Raw genomic sequence first — 19,205 nt, forward strand, 5'->3', positions numbered from 1 at the left:
GTCCTACCGCGCCTCCTGGTCGTTGTCCGGTACCCGTGCCGCCCACATCGCCGGCTGCTCCGTCCGCCGCCGGCCCTCCCCCTCTGCCTGAACGGCGTGGGAGGTACCCCCACCGTTCTGCCGGGCGGGCCGCTCGGTCCGGCCGCGCAGCGCGGTCCGCGGCCCGTCCCACAGGGTGCCGTCGGTCCGGTCACGCGGATCGGGGTCGATCAGCACCACACCGATCACCGGAATGCGCTGGTCGGCGAGCTGCCGTGCCACGGTGTGCAGCCATGCGGCGCTGCCGTGCCCGGCGCGCACGACGAGCACGGTCCGGGTGCCGAGGTACTGGAGGTCGGTCCACGCCGTGCCGGGCGCCACCGAGCCGACGCCGAGCCGGAGCTCCTGATGCGACACGTCCGCGGCGCGCTCGCCGCTGACCACGGTCGGGTCTCCTGGCTTCGGGCGGCGGCCGGCCAGCTGCCGGCCGGGCAGACCATCGACGATGACCACCGGCCCCTCCGTCGCCAGTGCCCCGGCGAGGTCCAGGGCGATCACGCTCGTGCTGCGCGCACAGCCCAGTTCCAGCAGCGACACCGGTTCCGCGGAACCGCGCACGGTGCGGGCCAGGGACGCGGTGAGCCGTTCGCGTGCCGCCCGGATCCGTCGGCGCCGCCACGGCCCGGCCGGCCGGCGCGGCAGTTCCGCGATGACCGAGGCGCCGAGGTTCGCCGCGATCTCCCGGCGCAGCACGGGGCGGTCCGCCACCACCGTGCCGACCGCGGCCACCGCGAGCCCGAGGACGAGCCCGAGGACGAGTCCGATCGCGGCGTTGGTGGCGGCGGTCCTGGGCAGGGAGTGCCGCACCGCGTGCGGGGCGTCCACGATCTGTGTGCCGGCGATGAGCTGGGGTGTGCCGATGCGCGCCTCCGCGGCGCGCTGGCCGAAGTCGGTGATCCGCGAGGTGAGTTCGGCCCGGCGGGCGAAGAGCGACTCCATGTCCGCCGACGCCTTCGGGTCGCTCTCCGGGGGTCCGTCTCCAATCGCCTTGTTGACCTGTGCGAGTTCGTCCCGCATGCGGTCACGCTGGTCGAGCAGGGTCTTGGCCTCGGCGTTCGCGGCTTCCCGTATCCGCGTCACATGGTCCGCGACGAACGCATCGGCCAGCGCCTCGGCGCGGGCCACCGCTTGTGCGTCGCTGTCACCTGCCACAGTGATCTGCAGCAGGTTGTTGGTCAGGCCGATGCCCCCGTAGTCCCGCATGAAGTCCTCCGGTTTCTCCGGGGACTCGAGTGCCTTCAGGGCCTTGCCGGCGATCCGCGTGGTGTGCAGCAGCTCGACGTCGGTGCGGATCAGCGTTCCGGGGTCGTTCGGCTGGTCCTCCTGATGCGCGACCAGCACCTTGGTCACCGCGGTCGGCGGTGGCGGCATGAGGATCGCCACCGCCGCGCCGGCGAGCAGCCCCAGCAGCGCCATGGCGCACCAGAGGCGGCGCCGCCTGCGCACCGCCACCACCAGCGCCTGCAGGTCCAGCAGCGGAGCGGCGGCCGGCGACTCCGACGTCGTACTCGTCGTCGTCACCTTGAACCTCCCGCCGCGCTTTCGCCGACCGCGAGCGCCGGCGTGGCGGCAGCCCGAGGACGGCCGGCGGACCGCGTCGGACGGGCCCGGACCGTGCCGGCCGCGAGGACGATGCCGACGACCTCGTGCCCGGCGTCCGCACACGCCTCGGCGATGCCTGCGAGCTCCCCCGCGGTCCAGCTGCCCGCGCTGAGCACGACCAGGGCACCGGACTCGTTGTCGCGGTCCGGCACCGTCGGCCGGTCCACCGAAACCCCCACCACCCGCAGCAGCGGATCGCTCTCGGTCTCGGCGGCGAGCTGGCCGGCGGCCAGGCGGGCGATCTCGTCACCGTCAGGGACGACGACCAACAGCCGCCGGGGAGCCGGAAGTTGGTCCCGGAGCCGGGCGCACACCCGCCGGTTGCGGATCTGCCTGCCGGTCTCGTCGCCGGACGTCTGCGGACCCGGTATGTCCCACCGGACGTCGACGCCCAGCAGCCGGCGGATCCGGGCCCGCGGGTCACGGCCTTCCGGCCGGTGCGCGGGCCCTTCATCAGGTACGTCGACGGTGCCCAGCAGAGGCGAGCCCAGCGCCGCGGCGATCTCCGGTTCGGTGCGCAGTCGGCGACTCATCCGCGCGGCCGTGAGATGGCCGATGACCGCGAGCAGGAAGAACAGCAGCGCCCCGGCGGCGGTGAGCTGCGTCCTCGTCGGTGGTGCCTCGCCGGCCGGCCGGGCCGCCGGCCCCATGACGACCATGTTGGCCTTGCCGGCAGCCGGGTCGGCCTGGTCCAGCTTGTTGATGGCCTCCTGGAGCGCGGTGCGCAGTTTCGCGAGCTCGGTGCGGGTCTGCACGCTCTCCACGGTCTGCCCCGGATCGGCCGCATCGGCCAGCTCGGTGATGCGGCGGCTGGTCTGCACCACCATCTGCCGCAGTGCCTCGGGCCGCGCCGCCGCATCGGGGTCGGTGTTGTCGCCCGCGATCCGCGCGGCGAATGCGACGAACTGCCGGGCCACCTGGTCGGAGAGCCGCTGTGCGCGCTCCGGGGTGCCGGCCGTGCCCGAGATCTTGATGATGTTCCCGTCGGCGGCCTGGGCGCTCACCCGGTCCCGCAGCTCGCTGCCGCCGACCCCGGTCCAGCCGAGTGTGTCGGCCGCGCGGTCGACCACCACCGAACTGCTCGCGATCTCCGCCTGAGTCAGCAGCTCGCGCTCCTCCCACGCCCCCGGCAGCAGTACCGATGCCGATGTCGTGTAGCGCGGAGGAAACAGCAGAGAGGTGCCGTAGCCGACGAGCGCGCCCACCACGGCGAGGACGACGAGAAGCCGCCCGCGCCGACGGATGATCCGCCCGATCGTGACGAGGCGTATTGTTTCATCGCTCAACGGTGCGGCCTCTTCCCTGCCTGGCGCGGGTCGCTCTCGACACGGGAGCGTGGTCACGGCAGGCAGCGGCGTAGGCGGCGAGCAGCGACGCTTGCGAGTTCCGCCAGGAGAGCGGCCCGCTGATCCGCTCCTGGCCGATCTTGCCCATCCGGGCCCGCTGCTCCGGATCGTCCAGCAGCAGCGTGATGAGCCGGGCGAACTCGGCCTCGTCGTTGGCGGGCGCGTAGACGGCGGCTTCACCGGCGGAGACCCGCGCCTCCCGGAGGTCGAACGAGACGATCGGCCGGCCCATCACCATGTACTCCAGGACCTTGTTCATGGTCGACACGTCGTTCAGCGGATTGCGCGGGTCGGGGGAGAGGCACACGTCCGCGGTGGAGAGGTAGCGCACCAGGTCGGCATCCGGAATGCGCCCGGTGAACCGCACCTGCTCCGAGAGCCCGAGCCGCCGGGACAGTTCCACCATCGCGTCGAAGGCGTCGCCCGCGCCGACGAACACCGCATGCCAGTCGGTCCGCCCGAGGTCGTCGCGCAGCTTCGCGAGGGCCCGCAAGGCGTAGTCGACGCCGTCCTGCGGGCCCATGACGCCCAGGTAGCACAGCAGATGAGGTTTGCCGCGCTTCAGCTCCGGCTCGGGCGGTACGGGGTGAAACCGGTCGATGTCGGGCGCGCTGCGCACCACGAAGACGTCCTCCCGCCGCCGGCCGCCACGGCGCACCGCGACGTCCCGGTAGCTCTCGTTCGTGGCGAGCACGACGTCCGCGGCCCGGTAGGTCAGCCGCTCCAGCGCGCACACGGCGCGGTAGAGCAGATCCTCGCCGCGGTCGAACCGGGACAGGTACAGCTCGGGTACCAGGTCGTGCTGGTCGAAGACGAACCGCGCACCGCGCCTCTTCATCCACAGTGCGGGCAGGAACAGCAGGTCGGGCGGGTTGCAGGCGTGGACCACGTCGACCGGGCCGACCTTGCGGGCCAGCCGGACCGTATGCCACAACGCCGATCCGTACTCCCGCAGATAGCCGGCCGGCCCTCCGGTGGCCGCGCGCAACGGGTAGCGGTGGATCCGCACCCCGTCGATCTCCGCCTCCGGCTCCGTGTCCCGCTTTTCCCCCCGGGGACAGATGACGTGCACCTCCCAGCCCGCGTCGCGCAGCGTCGTGCACTCCTGCCACACCCGCCGGTCGAACGGCACCGACAGGTTCTCCACCAGGATCAGCGCGCGCCGGTCCGACCGGTCGCCGCCGGCTGTGTCACCGAACGATGTGTTACCAAGCAAGGCCCACGTACCCCGGTTCTGTCTGACGCGCCTCGGCGTCGGGAAGGCGGATGAGGTCGACGATCACCGGGCCGTCGCCATGCGGCAGCGCCGACAGCACGGCCGGATCCCTGGTCCCGACCAGGCACACCTCGGCGTGCTCGAGCACCTCGTCGACGGAGTCCGCGAGCAGCTGCGCGAGGTGCGGCAGCCGGGTCTCGATGTACTCGCGGTTCGCGCCGATCAGCCGGGCCAGGCTCACGTTGGCGTCGTGGATCTTCAGGTCGTACCCCTTGCCGAAGAGCCTCTCCGCCAGCTCGACGAGCGGACTCTCGCGGAGGTCGTCGGTGCCGGGTTTGAAGGACAGCCCGAACAGGCCCACCCGACGCTTGCCGGTGCGCTCGACCAGCTCCACCGCGCGCTGCAGATGGTCGGAGTTGGAGGGCAGCACATGGGCGAGGATGGGCACCGAGACGTCGGCCCGCTGCGCCGCGTGGACCAGGCTGCGCAGGTCCTTGGGCAGGCAGGAGCCACCGAAGGCGAAGCCGGGCCGCAGGTAGGCGGGGCTGATGTTCAGCTTGCGGTCGGCCAGGAACACGTCCATCACCTGGTGCGAGTCCACCCCGAGTGCCTGGCACACCGCGCCCAGCTCGTTCGCGAAGCCGATCTTGAGGCCGTGGAACGCGTTGTCCGCGTATTTGATCGCCTCGGCCGTCGGGACCGGCACCCGGAACACCTCGCCGGGCAAGCCGTCGTACAGCGCCGTCACCGCATCGCCGCTTGCCGGGTCGAGCTCGCCGATGACGGTCTTGGGCGGGTCGAAGAAGTCCCGCACGCTCGTGCCCTCGCGCAGGAACTCCGGGTTGACCGCGACCCCGACGTCCACCCCGGCCGTGCCGCCGACGTACTTCTCCAGGATCGGCACCAGCAGGTTCAGGCAGGTGCCCGGGAGCATGGTGCTGCGGAACACGACGGTGTGCCGGTCCCCCTGCTTGGCCCCCTCGGCCAGCGCGGCGCCGATCTCCTCGGTGACCCGCTCCAAGTACGCGGTGCACAGACTGCCGTTGGGCTCCGACGGCGTGCCCACGCAGACCAGCGACACCTCGCTGCCCATGATCGCCTCGCGGACGTCGCCGGTGGCGCGTAACGCCCCGGTCCGCACGACCTCGGCGATGAGCTCGCCGATCCGCTCCTCGACCACCGGGGCCTTGCCGTCGTTGACCAGGTCGACCTTCACCTGGTTCACGTCCACCCCGATGACCTCGTGACCCATGCTGGCCAGGCACGCGGCCGACACACAGCCCACGTAGCCGAGCCCGAAAACGCTGACTCTCATGACCCGTTCCTCCCCCCAGGCAGGCCGTCCCGGCCTGCGGTCCGCGCGCCGGGACCGTTGAGCGGTCCCGCGCGCATCAGTAGGCCCCCTGGCCGTGGAGCACCGCACGCAGCGTCTTCCACAAGATCACTGTGTCCAGGGCGAGCGACCAGTCCTCCACGTACCGCAGGTCCAGCCGGACCGCCTCCTCCCACGACAGGTCGCTGCGTCCGCTGATCTGCCACAGGCCGGTGAGTCCCGGCTTGACGAGCAGCCGCCGCCGGATGTCCGGGCCGTACGCGGCGGACTCCTCCGGTAACGGAGGCCGCGGGCCGACGAGCGACATCGATCCGGTGAGCACGTTGAAGAGCTGCGGGAGCTCGTCGAGCGAGTACCGGCGCAGCACCGCTCCCACCCGGGTCACCCGCGGATCCCGGTGAAGCTTGAACAGCAGGCCGGCGCCCTCGTTGCGGTCGGCCAGCTCGGCACGTGCCCCGTGCGCCCCGGCGACCATGGTGCGGAACTTGAGAATGGTGAACTCGCGGCCGTCCTTGCCGACCCTGCGCTGGCGGTAGAACACCCCGCCCCTGCTGTCCACCAGCACGAGCAGCCCGACGAACACCATCAGCGGCGCGAACAGCACCAGCAGAAACGTTGCGCCTATCCGGTCGACGACTCCTTTGACCGCCCGGCGGCCCCCGGTGAAGGCCGGCATGCTGACCCGCAGCAGCGGGATCCCGAGCACCGCGTCGATGTGCAGCCGCGGGCCGGCCACCTCCATCAGCACGGGGGCCACGACCATCTCGGCGTCGCTGCCTTCGAGGTTCCAGGCCAGCCGCTGCAGCCGGTCCGGTGACCAGTGCGGGTCCGGTGTGATCGCGACGACACGGTAGCCGTCGCGGCGGACGTGGCCCGCGACGTCCGCCAGTCGGCCGACGACCGGTACTCCGTCCAGTTGGTCACCGTCGAGCCCGAGACCGTCCGTCGTGCACACCGCGTCCACCCGCCAGCCGAGGTGCGGGAACTTGCGGGTCCGGGTGATCAGGTCGTGCACGGTGGCCGGGCTCCCGGCGGCGAGCACCGGTCTCAGGCACCGTCCTTCCTTTCGCTGCTTGTGCAGCCAGAGGCGGAGCAGATACCGCGCGGTCATGGTGACGAGCGCGATCGCGGGGATCGCGACGAAGATCCAGAGCTTGATGTTGCGCGAGGTGAGGGCGATGCCGCCGAGCGCCAGTACGACGGTCGCCGCGAACAGTGAGCGTCCGAGCCGGCGGAATTCCTCGGCCCCCTGGCCGAGCACGGCCGGAGCCCACGACCGGCTCACCGCAAGCGCCCCCAGCACCAGCAGCTCGGTGCCGAATGCGAGGATTCCCCACTTCTCATGCCAGTTGGCCGCGTCCCGCGCCCCGAAGAAGTTGCCGATCGCCGCCACCACGAAGGCGGTGGCCACGGTATCGCTGCTGATCACGGTACGGCGGTACCGCTGCTCCCAGTCGATCGCGGGCTGGTCGATCGCCCCGTCCGCCAGACGCCCGCGCGCTGACGGAAACGGGCTGGCTAATCCCCCTTGCCGCACAGAACCCCCCAGGTCCCCAGTGGTTCGACGTATTCGCCCAACACCGTGCCTCCCCCCGGGAGGCCCCCGCCCCCCGCACTGTCCTCCCCCAGGGAGGCCCCCGCCTCCCTCGTCGTGCGCATGACATCCCAGGTAGTGCAGAACTGCAGTGTTACCTGAACAACCCGCCCTGGCGACAGCGGACTCGCCTGTCCTGCCGGCCTTCCGTAGCGCCGGACCTATAGATCATTAAGGGTCGCCTCGTGCCCGAACAGCTGAAGCACGGTCAATCTAGACCATCGGGGCCAGTATGGAGAGAGGGTGTGTGCAATTTGTGTTCAAGGTTTGAGGGTAGGTGCATCGATCGGTGACCGCTGGTCGAACCTGATAGCGAGGAGGACTGCTGATGCGCAGCGTGACCTATTCGATGAACGTCTCACTCGACGGCTACATCGTCGGGCCGGACGGCGGCTTCGACTGGACGGTGCCCGACGAGGAGGTCTTCCGCTTCTGGATCGACGAGATCCGAGAGGTCGGCGTCCACCTGATGGGACGACGGCTGTACGAGACGATGCTGTACTGGGAGACCGCCGACCAGGATCCCTCGCTCGACGACTCAGGGCTCGAATGGGCCGCGCTCTGGAACCCGCTCCCCAAGGTGGTGTTCTCCACCACGCTGTCGACGGTGCGGGGCCAGGCCCGCCTGGCCTCCGGCGGCGTGGCGGAGGAGATCGAGCGGTTGCGAGCCGAGCCGGGGGAGGGCGAGATCGCGATAGGCGGCGCGACTCTCGCCGCAGAGGCGGCCGGGGCGGGCCTGATCGACGAGTACCGGGCCATGGTCTACCCGGTGCTGGTCGGCGGTGGCATCCCGTTCTTTCCCCGCAACGAGCGCCGGGTGGATCTCGAACTCGTCGAGACCCGCACCTTCAACTCGAGAGTCGTCTACCTCCGCCACCGCGTGGCGCGCTAGGCCGTGTCCGCGAAGTCCCGCCTGCCCCGCGGGCACGACCTAGCCGGCTCCACCCCCGACATCACCCGCCGTCCACCCCCGACATCACCCGCCGTCCACCTTCCGGAAGGCGGGCAGGACGCGGACGTCAGGCCCCGCGCAACCGCTCCATGACCGGCGCGAACGCCTCCATGTACGGCTCCAGGACGGTCAGGTACGTGAAGCCGTAGCGCTCGCGCCGGGCCAGGACCTGGGCGGTGATCTCCTCCGTCGTGCCGACCAGGGTCACGGGAAGGTCCAGTACCTCATCCGCCGTCAGGCCCGGTACGCGTTCCAGCAACGGCTGGACGGCGGCCTCGCGGTCCTCGGTGCCGATCACCACCTGCACGAGCAGGTTCAGCTCGGCCGGCTCCGCGCGGCCCTCCGCGAACTTCAGATACCGTGCCACGCGCTCTTCGAGATCGTCCGCGCTGATCGGCGTCAACTGCCCGGTGGTGCTGCCGGGAGCCGTGCGCGCACCGGTGAACGCCGCTATGTCGGCGTGCTCGGCGGCCAGCCGCAGCATCCGGTCGCCGTTCCCGCCGACCAGCAGCGGCACCCGCGGCCGCTGCGCCGCCCGCGGCTGGTGCTCCTCGGAGGCCAGCAGGCGCTCCAACTCCTCTATGGTGCGCCGCAGATGGTCCACCCGCTCGCCCGGAGAGCCGAACGGCAGCCCGGCCGACTCGTGCTCGTCCCGTGCGTAGCCGGTGCCTATCCCGAGCTCCAGGCGCCCGCCCGTCAGGGCGTCCGTCGTCGCCACCTCGCGGGCCAGCAGCGCCGGGTTCCAGAAACCCGCGTTGAGCGTGAAGGTGCCGAGCCTCGGCCGCTCGGTCGCCTCGGCCGCCGCCACCAGCGCAGGGAAGGGCGCGGGCATGCCCAGATGGTCGGGGACGAGGATCACGTCGTAGCCGAGCTCCTCGGCCCGGCGGCATTTGGCCCGCCACTCCTCGCCGGGGGCGGCCGTGAGCATGTTGATTCCGAAACGGAACGGGCGCGGCATGAACTCTCCTCACCGAGAGGGGACTTGAGTGACTGCCGCGATTCCATCATTCGTGCGCGATGGCCGCCAGTACATTCATGCGGGATGCACGCAACGCCGGCAGCAGCGCCGCCACCACGCCCACCACCGCCGAGCCGATCACCACCGCGACGATCGTGCCCCAGGGGATCGCGAGGGCCGTCATGCCCTGGAGCGCCAGCACCTGATGCGTGCACACGCCCCACATCAGCCCCAGCGCGAGCCCCAGGACCGCGCCGAACACCGCGATCACCACCGACTCCAGCCGGATCATCCGCCGCAGCTGACGCCGGGCCAGCCCGATCGCCCGCAGCAGCCCGATCTCCCGGGTGCGCTCGACGACCGACAGGGCGAGGGTGTTGACCACGCCGAGCACCGCGATGATGATCGCCAGCCCCAGCAGCGCGTACACGAGGTACAGCAGGACGGCGATCTGGTCGTGCACCAGCTGCTTGTAATCGGCCAGGTCCCGCACCTGCACCTGCGGGTACGGATCCAGGGTCCGCTCCAGGTTCGCGCGCAGGTCGTCGTCGCTCGTGCCGGGGGCGGCGTTGACGTACAGCGCGGAGTCCTGCCCGCCCGGCGCGTACCGCTCCAGGGTGGCGAGCCCGAAGTAGAGACCGCCCTGGGTGCCGAACCCCTCGGCGGAGTCCTGGTCGGTGAGGGCCCCGACCTTCAGCTCGGCCGAACGTCCGCCCTGGAACTCCACCGGGACGGTGCTGCCCACCCGCACGCCGTGGTCGCGCGCGAAGTCCCGGTCCATGGCCAGGCGTCCGTCCGCCAGCGCCGCCGCGGAGTCCCCTCGCACATACGTGATGTTGGCGACCTCGTCGAGCCGCGGATCGTAAGCCGCGGCGGTCGTCTCCACGCGGTCGCCGTCCGGAAGCCGCACCGCGACCGGTGTGAACCGCCCCCGTACGACCAGGCCCACGCCGTCGGTGCCGCGCACCTCCTCGGTGACCTCCTTCGGGAACGGCAGGAAGTTGGTGTTCTGGATCACGAAGTCGGCGCCCAGTGTCTTGTCGATCTGCTGGTCGAACGACCTGGTCATCGAGGCGCTCGCCACCGACATCCCGCCGACCAGGGCGAGACCCACCATCAGGGCCGCCGCGGTGGCCCCCGTACGGCGGGGATTGCGCAGGGCGTTGCGCTGGCTCATCCGGCCGATCGACCCGAACAGCGCGGGGAAGGCCGCGCCGAGCACGCGGATCACCGGGCGCACCAGCAGCGGACCGGCGATCACGGTGGCGATCAGGGTCAGGACGACACCCAGCCCCAGCAGCGACGCCGCCGACGAGGTCCGGGTCGCCGCAGCGCACCCCGCGAGCGCCGCCGCCCCGGCCGCCCCGACGACCGCGCCCGCCACCGCGCGCATCCGCAGCGGCCGGCCCACCCCGGCGACCTCGGCGTCCGAGAGGGCGGCCATCGGCGAGACCCCCGCGGCCCGCCGCGCCGGGAGATACGCGGCGACGAAGGTGACCCCGAGTCCGACGACGTACGCCGTCACGGGCGTCACCCAGCCGATGACCATCTCGCCGGCGTCGATGTTCATGCCGAGCAGGCCCATCAGCTCGATGAGCCCGGCCGCCAGCCCGATCCCGGCCGCGAGCCCCAGCGTGGAGCCGACCAGGCCGAGCAGGAGGGCCTCGACGAGGACCGAGCGGCGGACCTGGCGGCGGTCGGCGCCGAGCGCGCGCAGCAGCCCCAGCTCGCGGGTGCGCTGGGCGATGAGCATGGAGAAGGTGTTGACGATCAGGAACACGCCCACCAGCACGGCGATCCCGGCGAATCCGACCATCACATATTTGATGACGTCGAGGAATCCGCCCAGCTGCTCGACGTCCGACTCGGCCTGCTCGCCGGCCGTCCTGAAGTCGTAGGTGTGACCGCCCAGCGCGGCGGCCACGCGCTGCTTGAGCTGCGCGTCGCTGACGCCCTCGGCGGCGTCGACCGAGATGCTGGTGGCGCCCCCCGGGCTGCCCAGCAGTTTCGTCTGCGCGGCCCGGGTGTCGAAGAAGACCAGGGCGGCGCCGGGGTTGGTGGTGGTGAACGTGACGATGCCGACGACCCTGACCTTGAACGACCCGGGCGGCGCGATCACGGTGAGGGTGTCCCCGATGCGCACGTCCTTGCGGCCGGCGGTCTCCGAGTCGAGCAGCGCCTGGGCGGGCCCGCGCGGGGCGTGACCGGAGGTCAGCTCCACGGGGCTGCGCTCGGTCGGGTTCCAGGCGGTGCCGAGCGTGGGTGCCCCGGTGGTCGGGCCCACCGGCTCGTTGTCCTCGTCGGCGACCGTGAGGCCGTCCACGTCCACCTCGGCCCGCGCCGCCGCGACCCCGTCGACCTGCCGCACGCGTGCGGCGAGCGCGGCCGGCAGGGTGGCCGTCCGGCCGGAGGGCACCGCCTCGTCGAGGTCCTCCTTCGGGCTGACCGTGACATCGGCCGCGGTGGAGGCGAACAGCCGGTCGAACGTACGGCTGACCGTGTCCGAGAAGATCAGGCTGCCCGCGACGAACGCGACGGACAGCAGGACGGCGAGCGCGGAGAGCAGCAGCCGCCCCTTGTGTGCAAGGAAGCTTCTCAGGGTCGCCTTGAGCACGGGTCAGTTCTCCTCGGCGGACGGGGTGTCCTCGAACCGGGTGCGGATCGTGTCGAACCTCTTCATGCGTTCCAGCACGGCCTCCGCCGTCGGCCGCGGCATCTCGTCCACGATCCGCCCGTCCCCGAGGAAGAGCACCAGGTCCGAGTGGGCGGCTGCGCCCGGATCGTGGGTGACCATGACGACCGTCTGGCCCAGCTGGTCCACCGCCTCGCGCAGAAAGCCGAGCACCTCCAGACCGGCGCGCGAGTCGAGGTTGCCGGTCGGCTCGTCCGCGAAGATCAGCTCGGGCCGCGAGGCCAGGGCCCGCGCACAGGCCACGCGCTGCTGCTGGCCCCCGGAGAGCTGCGACGGCCGGTGACTGAGCCGGTCCCGCAGGCCCAGCGTGTCGATGACCTGATCCAGCCACTTCTCGTCGGGTTTCCTGCCCGCGATGTCCATGGGCAGGGTGATGTTCTCCAGCGCGTTCAGCGTCGGGATGAGGTTGAACGACTGGAACATGAACCCGATCCGGTCCCGGCGCAGCCGCGTCAGCTCGCGCTCCTTCAGCCCCGTGATCTCCGTGTCGCCGAGCCAGACCTGGCCGGCCGAGACGGTGTCGAGCCCCGCCAAGCAGTGCATCAACGTGGACTTCCCCGAGCCCGACGGCCCCATCACCGCGGTGAACCGCCCGCGCGCGACATCCACGTCCACCGAGTCGAGCGCGAGCACGGTCGTCTCGCCCGAGCCGTACGCCTTGGTCAGACCGCGGGCGCGGGCCGCGATCCCGTCGGCCGACGCCAGGCCGGGGGCATGCTCCGCAGCAGGTGTGGACAAGGCCGCCTCCTCGGGGTGGATGTCCGGACTTCGTCGTCTTGCCCGAGGGTAATGTGACGCGGCCCACACTCGGTATCCTCCGCGAGTCGGAGTCCCGGCCTTGCCGGTGCTAGCACTCACGCGCTAGCGTCAAGGTATGGCGAAGACCCAGCTGAACGTGCGAGTCGACGAGGGCACCGCCCGAGCCGCCCGCGAACGCGCCCTGGCCCGCGGCATGAGCGTCAACCGCTACATCGAAGAGCTGGTCAGACAGGACACCGGCGAGGTGGGCCACACCTTCGTGGAGGCCGCCGCCGACTTCATGAAGCAGTACGAGTCCGTCTTCGCCGACGAATTCGGCGTCGATCGTGAGGGCACGCGCGAAGGTCGTCACTGATCCCTTGAACAACCTCGAGATCGACCTTGCCTGGCTGCTGATGCTCGCCGAGCACAAGACCCCGGGAGACCCCCAGGTCACCGACTGGGGCGCCCTCGTCGCCGCCGTCGCACGCCACCAGGCCGCCATATTCGACGTCCCCGTCTACGACAGCCCGCACGCCCGCGCCGCAGCGCTGCTCCAGCTCCTGATCCACGTCCCCGCGCTGGAGCGCTCCAACGCCCTGTTCGCCTCCGCCGTCGCCTACGCCTATCTCGTGGCCAGCGGCGCCAAGGTCGTCACCTCGCCCGAGCAGGTCCGCGACCTCGCCAAGCTGGTCAAGAGCGGTGAGGCATCCCTTCGGGACATCGAGCAGGAGCTGCGGCAGTGGAGCCTGTGACTAGGAGCCGACCGGGCGCCATGCCGTGCCCAGCACGCAGTACGACGCGGGCAGGGTCGGCCCCTGCTCCGGCATCAGCACCTGCCGGTAGGGGCCGAGTTCGAAACCGGCGTCCCGCAGCGCCCGCACCGGCTCCCGCGACAGATGGCAGCCCCCGTTCAGCACCGGCCACACCGTCCGGTCCAGCGCGCGCTGGCTGAAGGTCATCGCCCGGCCGCCACCTCGGCCGTGCTCGAAGAACCGCACCTCTCCGCCCGGCCGCAGCACCCGCCGGAGCTCCCCGAGCGCCCGGGGCACGTCCCGCACACTGCACAGCACCAGCGACACCACCGCCGCGTCGAAGCCCTCGCTCTTGACCGGCAGCGCCTCGGCCGCACCAGGCACCACGTCCACCGGCACCTCGGCGCGCAGGGCGGCCTCCACGGCCAGCTGTCGCAGCCGCCGCTCCGGTTCGATGGCCACGACCTCCGAGACGGTGCCCGGGTAGTGCGCGAAGTTCAGCCCGTTGCCCGCGCCGATCTCGAGCACCCGCCCGGACAGTCCGTCGAGCAGCCTCTCGCGCACCCTGCCCATGCCCATCCGGGTCTCGGCGGCGACGCTGATCAGGGCGTAGTAGCGGGCGAACAGCGGATGGTGCACGGCATCCCGTGGCACCTTGCCGGAGCGGAGCGGCATGGGGACCTCCCTGCGAGGCGGACCTACCAGGATTGTCCCCCGAGGGGCCCCGTCGCACCCCTGCCGCCGATAACTCGACTAGCCCAGACGGACCCGGCCGAGCACCGGAAGATGATCACTCCCGGTCGCGTCCAGGGCGGACACCTCCGTCACCTCGGCTCCTCTCGCCAGCACCTGGTCGATCCGCGCCACCGGGAAGGAGGCCGGCCAGCTGAACGCGAACCCCGAGGGAGGAGCCTTCAGTTGGGAGGTGAGCGGTCCGAGGCCGCGGTCCCGCACCGTGCCGTTGAGGTCGCCCACCACCAGGAGCCGGCCGGCCGGGTCGTCCGCGATCCGTGCCCCGAGCAGTGCCGCGCTCTCGTCACGGGCCGCCGACGCCAGGCCCGTCGGACCCAGCCGGACGGACGGCAGATGGACCACATACACCGCGACCGCTCCGCCGGGCGCGGACACCGTGGCCCGCAGGCCGCGCTGCCAGCTCTCCGGAAAGCCCTCGGGCCGGATGTCCACGGGCCGTACGTCCGACAGGGGCCAGGCCGACCACAGACCCACCGTGCCGTGGACCGCCCGGTGCGGCCGGGAGGCACCCAGGACGTCCTGGTACGCGGGCCGTGCGGCAGGCGTCAGTTCCTCGACGGCCACCAGCTCCGCACCCGTGGCGAGAAGAGCCCGTGCGGTGCCGGAACGGTCGGCGTTGTCATCGGCCACGTTGTGCTGGACCACCGTCAGGTCGTACGACTCCGTCGGCGAGGAGAACCACAGCCCGCCGAACATCCAGAACCAGACGGCCAACGGCGCCAGGCAGGCGAGCAGCCCCGCTTTCGACCGCTTGAGCGCGGCGAGGCAGCCGAGCAGAGGCACGGCCACGCCCAGCAAGGGCAGGAACGTCTCCAGGAGGCTTCCGAGCCGCCCGACCCCGTTGGGCACGGCGGAGTGCAGAGCGAGCAGGCCGGCGACACCGACGGCGCCCGCGACGAGCCAGGCGTCCCACGACCGCAGACCCCTCACCCGCACTGCTAGCCGAGTTCCGACGCCAGCAACGCGGCAGCCCCGGCCACCAGCGGGTTGTCGGCCAGGGCATCCTCCTCCGGCTGGGTGGTCAGGACGGACATCACGATCGGCGGACCGTCCGGCGGCCAGGTGATGCCCACGTCGTTGTTGGTGCCGTACCGGCCTCCGCCGGTCTTGTCGGCGACCAGCCAGTCGGCCGGCAGCGCCTTGCGGAACTTCTCGGTGCTCGTGGTGTTGCGGAGCAGCCAGTCCTTGAGCCGCACGCGGTCCCGGGACTCCAGAGCGTCACCGAGCACCAGACGGCCGTAGGTCAGGCCGATGGCGCGCGGGGACGTCGTGTCGGTCACGCGCCACGGTTCCGCACTGTTGAGCTCGGGCTCCCAGCGGTCCAGCCGGGTGACCGGGTCACCGATCGAGCGGCAGAAGCGCGTGACGGCGGTCGGCCCGCCCAGCTCCGCGAGCAGCAGGTTGCCCGCGGTGTTGTCGCTGAAGCGGATGGTGGCGTCGCAGAGTTCGCCGACGGTCATGCCGGTCGCGACGTGCTTCTCGGTGACGGGGGAGTATCCCGACCTTTTGACGTAATCCTGGGTGTAGTGGATGCGCTTGGCCAGGAACTCGCCGTCGCGGTCGAGATCGCGCAGGACGGCCGCGGCGGCCAGCGCCTTGAACACCGAGGCCATCGGGAAGCGTTCGTCCGCCCGGTAGGCCACGGTCCGGCCCGTGCGCAGATTGCGGGCGTAGACGCCCAGTCGCGCGGTGTGCTCCTGTTCGAGCTCCCTCAGCCGTGCGGTGACGCCGCCCGTACCGGGTAAGGCGTGGGCCGTGCCGCCGCCGAGCGAGAGAGCGGCGGCGGCGCCCACGGCGAGGACCGTGCGGCGGGACGGGCGTGAGTGTGTCGCGTGCAAGGCGTTCCCTCCAGAGGTGATCACATCCGTAGTTCAACACGCGATCACGTCCGCGCCGGTTTCATCGCGCGCCTGCCGGGACTCAGGACGCCCGGGGAGCCTCCCGCACCCGGAACGCCTCCGCGTCCCACGTACCGTCCAGGCGAGGCGCCAGCCAGTGCGGCGCGGCCGACCGGAAAGCGGCGGGGGAGAGGGCTCCGGCCCCGGCGGGAACGGAGCCCAGCAGCGGCGCTCCGGCCACGTCCGGCAGGTCCGCGAGATTGCAGCGCGCGGCGAGATCCGGGGATGCGGGCCAGCTCCCGATCACGATGCCGGCCAGATCCAGCCCACGGGAGCGGAGTTCACGCGCTGTCAGCTCCGTCGTGTTCAGGGTGCCGAGTCCCGCCGGCGCCACGAGCAGCACCGGCGCCGACAGCAGCCGGGCCGCGTCCGCCAGGGTGCCGCCGGCCGCGTCGAACCGTACGAGCAGTCCGCCCGCCCCCTCGACCAGCACCAGGTCGTGCTCGGCGGCCAGCTTGGCGGCGGCCTCCGCGATCTCGTGCGGATGCACCGGCGCGCGACCGGCCCGGCGGGCGGCCGTGGCCGGCGCCAACGGCTCGGGGTACCGGGCGAGTTCGGCCGTCGTCACGGTGCCGGCGAGACGCGCGACCTCGGCGGCGTCCCCCGGCTCGTCCGGCCGTACGCCTGTCTGCGCGGCCTTCAGCACGGCCACCGAACGGCCGGCCGCGCTCGCCGTCGCGGCGACGGCGGCGGTCACGACCGTCTTGCCGACCTCCGTGCCGGTGCCCGTGATCACCAGTACCGTCATGTCATCCCTCCCGCGCCGCCACGCACACCGCCCGCGCGATCCGCGCCACGTCCGCGTCGCCCGTGACGTACGGCGGCATCGTGTAGATCAGATCGCGGAACGGCCGCAGCCACACGCCCTCGCGTACGGCCGCCGCCGTGGCCGCCGTCATGTCCACGGCGTGGTCCAGCTGCACGACCCCGATCGCGCCGAGGACCCGCACGTCCGTCACCTGCGGCAGGTCCGAGACGGCCGAGAGCCCGTCCCGCAGCCCCGCCTCGATCCGCTTGACCTCCGCGAGCCAGTCCTGGCCGAGCAGCAGCTCGATCGAGGCACAGGCCACGGCCGCGGCCAGCGGATTGCCCATGAAGGTCGGGCCGTGCGCGAGCACCGGCACCTCGCCCCGCGAGATCCCGTCAGCCACCCGCGCGGTGCACAGCGTCGCCGCCATGGTCAGATAGCCGCCGGTCAGTGCCTTGCCCACGCACAACACATCCGGTGTCACGGCCGCGTGCTCCGCCGCGAACAGCGCGCCCGTACGGCCGAACCCGGTCGCGATCTCGTCGAACACGAGCAGCACGTCGTGCGCGTCGCACGCCTCGCGCAGCACCCGCAGATAGGCGGGGGAGTGGAAGCGCATCCCGCCCGCGCCCTGCACCACCGGCTCGACGATCACCGCGGCCAGCTCGTCGGCGTGCCGCTCGACCATCGTGCGCAGGTGCTCGGCGTACGCCTCGTCGTACTCGGCAGGCGGCGGGTCCGCGAACACCTGGCGCTGGAGCACCCCGGTCCACAGCTCGTGCATCCCGCCCTCGGGATCACACACCGACATCGGCTGCCAGGTGTCGCCGTGGTAGCCGCCGCGCCAGGTCAGCAGCCGCCGCTTGCCGGGACGGCCCAGCGAACGCCAGTACTGCAGGCACATCTTGACCGCGACCTCGACCGAGACGGAACCCGAGTCGGCGAGGAAGACATGCTCGAGACCCTCGGGAGACATGTCGACAAGAAGCTTCGCCAGTCGTACGCCGGGCTCGTGGGTGAGCCCGCCGAACATCACATGGCTCATCCGCTCCAGTTGCCCGCGCGCCGCCTCGTTGAGCACCGGGTGGTTGTAGCCGTGGATCGCCGACCACCAGGACGACATGCCGTCGACCAGCTCTCCCGAGCCGTCGGCGAGCCGCAGGCGTACCCCGCTCGCCGACTCCACGACGAGCGGTTCCTGCCGTCCGGGCATCGGGCCGTACGGATGCCACACATGCCGCCGGTCGAGCTCCAGCAGCTCGGGCACCGTCAGCTCAGGCATTGGGCGCGAGGTCCGTTCCGGCGCCCCGGCGGCGGACGGCGACCAGGTCGGTACGGGCATCGGCGGCCGTAGGGGGCTCGGAGACCTCGGGGGCGGCATCGGCGGAACCACAGCCTCCGCCCCCCTCGGAGCCGCAGACCCCGCCGGTGTCGTGACAGCCGCCGGACCGGTGCTCGGGCAGTGTCACCTGGTCGGTGCCCTCCACCTCGAACCCGGCGTCCGCGATCATCTCGAGGTCGGCCTTGCCCGCCTGGCCCTCGGTGGTCAGGTAGTCGCCGAGGAAGATCGAGTTGGCCAGGTGCAGGGCGACCGGCTGCATCGAGCGCAGATGGACCTCCCGGCCGCCCGCGATGCGCACCTCGACGTCCGGGCACACGAAGCGCACCATCGCCAGGATCCTGAGGCAGCGCTGCGGGGTGAGGTTCCACTCCTTGGCCAGCGGGGTGCCTTCGACCGGGATCAGGAAGTTGACGGGAACCGAGTCCGGGTCCAGCTCGCGCAGCGAGTAGACGACGTCCACCAGGTCCTCGTCCGACTCGCCCATGCCCGCGATCAGCCCGGAGCAGGCGGAAAGGCCTGCCGCGTGGGCCTTTCCGACCGTGTCCACGCGGTCGGCGTAGGTGTGCGTGGTCGTGATCTCCCCGTACGTCGCCTCGGACGTGTTCAGGTTGTGGTTGTAGGCGTCGGCGCCCGCCTCGCGCAGCCGCTCGGCCTGCCCGTCGGAGAGCAGCCCGAGGCAGGCGCACACCTCGACGCCGTCGTTGCTCGCCTTGATCGCCTTGATCGTGTCGGAGACCCGGTCCACGTCCCGGTCGGTCGGACCGCGCCCGCTGGCCACCAGGCACACGCGCTTGGCGCCCCCGGCCACACCGGCCGCCGCCGCGTCGGAGGCCTGGTCGGGTTTGAGCCAGGTGTACTTCAGGATCCCGGCCTGGGAGCCGAGCCGCTGCGAACAGTAGGAGCAGTCCTCCGGACACAGGCCGGACTTCAGGTTGACGAGATAGTTGAGTTTCACCCGTCGGCCGAACCAGTGCCGGCGCACCTTCCCGGCCGCGGCCACCACATCGAGCAGGTCGTCGTCGGACGTCCCGAGGACGGCGAGTGCCTCTTCACGGGTCGGCAGCTCGCGCCGAAGCCCCTTGTCCACCAGCGTGTTCAGCAGGTCCATGAGAGCCGATCCTGTCCTACGGACCCGCTCCGGGCCAAGGAGAGTTCGCACAACAGAGTCGCTTCGAGGTGTGGGTATTGCCACATACTGACCTGCCGGTGGTCCCGCTAGTGTCTGTGCACTGCCTACAA

The 19,205-nt window shown here is 71.7% G+C and carries 16 protein-coding genes and 1 pseudogene; 3 read left to right on the plus strand and 14 right to left on the minus strand.

The features are described 5' to 3' along the window. Positions 1 to 3: 3 nt before the first annotated feature. From OG542_RS34835 to OG542_RS34855, 5 genes and pseudogenes are all read right to left on the minus strand, one after another. Positions 4 to 1,560 carry a Wzz/FepE/Etk N-terminal domain-containing protein gene (locus OG542_RS34835; protein ID WP_328416080.1) on the minus strand — a complete coding sequence of 519 codons (1,557 nt, stop codon included), beginning with the start codon at positions 1,558 to 1,560 and terminating at the stop codon, positions 4 to 6. Beyond that, positions 1,557 to 2,927 (minus strand): YveK family protein, encoded by a 1,371-nt coding sequence (locus OG542_RS34840; protein WP_328416082.1) that lies wholly within the window; start codon positions 2,925 to 2,927, stop codon positions 1,557 to 1,559. The genes OG542_RS34835 and OG542_RS34840 overlap by 4 nt, the downstream gene beginning before the upstream one ends. Further along, a pseudogene (locus tag OG542_RS34845) lies at positions 2,924 to 4,203 on the minus strand (glycosyltransferase family 4 protein). The gene OG542_RS34840 and the pseudogene OG542_RS34845 overlap by 4 nt, the downstream one beginning before the upstream one ends. Then, positions 4,193 to 5,518 carry a nucleotide sugar dehydrogenase gene (locus tag OG542_RS34850; RefSeq protein ID WP_328416084.1) on the minus strand — a complete coding sequence of 442 codons (1,326 nt, stop codon included), beginning with the start codon at positions 5,516 to 5,518 and terminating at the stop codon, positions 4,193 to 4,195. Before OG542_RS34850 ends, OG542_RS34845 begins: the two are co-directional and overlap by 11 nt. A gap of 76 nt (positions 5,519 to 5,594) precedes the next feature. After that, complete coding sequence (locus OG542_RS34855; RefSeq protein ID WP_328416086.1) at positions 5,595 to 7,073, minus strand: sugar transferase; 1,479 nt, start codon at positions 7,071 to 7,073, stop codon at positions 5,595 to 5,597. A 385-nt stretch (positions 7,074 to 7,458) separates the two neighbouring features. On the opposite strand from OG542_RS34855, the gene OG542_RS34860 reads away from it, so the two are divergent. After that, complete coding sequence (locus OG542_RS34860) at positions 7,459 to 8,022, plus strand: dihydrofolate reductase family protein (RefSeq protein ID WP_311130126.1); 564 nt, start codon at positions 7,459 to 7,461, stop codon at positions 8,020 to 8,022. 127 nt (positions 8,023 to 8,149) lie between these two features. Here OG542_RS34860 and OG542_RS34865 read toward each other — a convergent pair whose 3' ends face one another. The 3 genes from OG542_RS34865 to OG542_RS34875 are packed head-to-tail and all read right to left on the minus strand — an operon-like array spanning position 8,150 to position 12,470. Further along, positions 8,150 to 9,040, minus strand: coding sequence for an LLM class F420-dependent oxidoreductase (locus tag OG542_RS34865; RefSeq protein ID WP_311130125.1), 891 nt, complete (start codon positions 9,038 to 9,040; stop codon positions 8,150 to 8,152). Between the two features lie 46 nt (positions 9,041 to 9,086). Further along, entirely contained in the window at positions 9,087 to 11,654 is a 2,568-nt protein-coding gene (locus OG542_RS34870) for an ABC transporter permease (protein WP_328416088.1), read from the minus strand. Between the two features lie 3 nt (positions 11,655 to 11,657). Further along, complete coding sequence (locus OG542_RS34875; protein ID WP_328416090.1) at positions 11,658 to 12,470, minus strand: ABC transporter ATP-binding protein; 813 nt, start codon at positions 12,468 to 12,470, stop codon at positions 11,658 to 11,660. A gap of 136 nt (positions 12,471 to 12,606) precedes the next feature. Here OG542_RS34875 and OG542_RS34880 point away from each other — a divergent pair, with 136 nt between their 5' ends. Together OG542_RS34880 and OG542_RS34885 are read left to right on the plus strand one after the other, a co-directional pair. After that, positions 12,607 to 12,846, plus strand: a complete 240-nt coding sequence (locus tag OG542_RS34880) for a toxin-antitoxin system HicB family antitoxin (RefSeq protein WP_184599608.1) — start codon at positions 12,607 to 12,609, stop codon at positions 12,844 to 12,846. 4 nt (positions 12,847 to 12,850) lie between these two features. Further along, positions 12,851 to 13,225, plus strand: coding sequence for a fic family toxin-antitoxin system, toxin component (locus tag OG542_RS34885; RefSeq protein WP_193482191.1), 375 nt, complete (start codon positions 12,851 to 12,853; stop codon positions 13,223 to 13,225). On the opposite strand, the gene OG542_RS34890 is transcribed toward OG542_RS34885, so the two are convergent. The 6 genes from OG542_RS34890 to bioB form a co-directional block, all read right to left on the minus strand. Continuing rightward, positions 13,226 to 13,900 carry a class I SAM-dependent methyltransferase gene (locus tag OG542_RS34890; RefSeq protein WP_328416092.1) on the minus strand — a complete coding sequence of 225 codons (675 nt, stop codon included), beginning with the start codon at positions 13,898 to 13,900 and terminating at the stop codon, positions 13,226 to 13,228. It lies immediately after the preceding gene. Positions 13,901 to 13,978: 78 nt separating this feature from the next. Then, on the minus strand, positions 13,979 to 14,908 hold the full coding sequence (locus tag OG542_RS34895; RefSeq protein ID WP_328416094.1) for an endonuclease/exonuclease/phosphatase family protein: 930 nt from the start codon (positions 14,906 to 14,908) through the stop codon (positions 13,979 to 13,981). Positions 14,909 to 14,916: 8 nt separating this feature from the next. Then, positions 14,917 to 15,816, minus strand: coding sequence for a class A beta-lactamase (gene bla / locus OG542_RS34900; RefSeq protein WP_328416096.1), 900 nt, complete (start codon positions 15,814 to 15,816; stop codon positions 14,917 to 14,919). 82 nt (positions 15,817 to 15,898) lie between these two features. After that, entirely contained in the window at positions 15,899 to 16,624 is a 726-nt protein-coding gene (gene bioD, locus OG542_RS34905; RefSeq protein WP_328416098.1) for a dethiobiotin synthase, read from the minus strand. A 1-nt stretch (position 16,625) separates the two neighbouring features. Beyond that, on the minus strand, positions 16,626 to 17,906 hold the full coding sequence (locus tag OG542_RS34910) for an adenosylmethionine--8-amino-7-oxononanoate transaminase (protein WP_328416100.1): 1,281 nt from the start codon (positions 17,904 to 17,906) through the stop codon (positions 16,626 to 16,628). Then, a complete protein-coding gene (gene bioB, locus OG542_RS34915) occupies positions 17,899 to 19,074 on the minus strand; it encodes a biotin synthase BioB (RefSeq protein WP_328416102.1) in 1,176 nt (391 codons plus the stop codon). Before bioB ends, OG542_RS34910 begins: the two co-directional genes overlap by 8 nt. Positions 19,075 to 19,205 lie beyond the last annotated feature (131 nt).

Origin of the sequence: Streptomyces violaceus (genome assembly GCF_036014075.1) — a bacterium.
Taxonomy (GTDB): Bacteria; Actinomycetota; Actinomycetes; order Streptomycetales; family Streptomycetaceae; genus Streptomyces; species Streptomyces violaceus.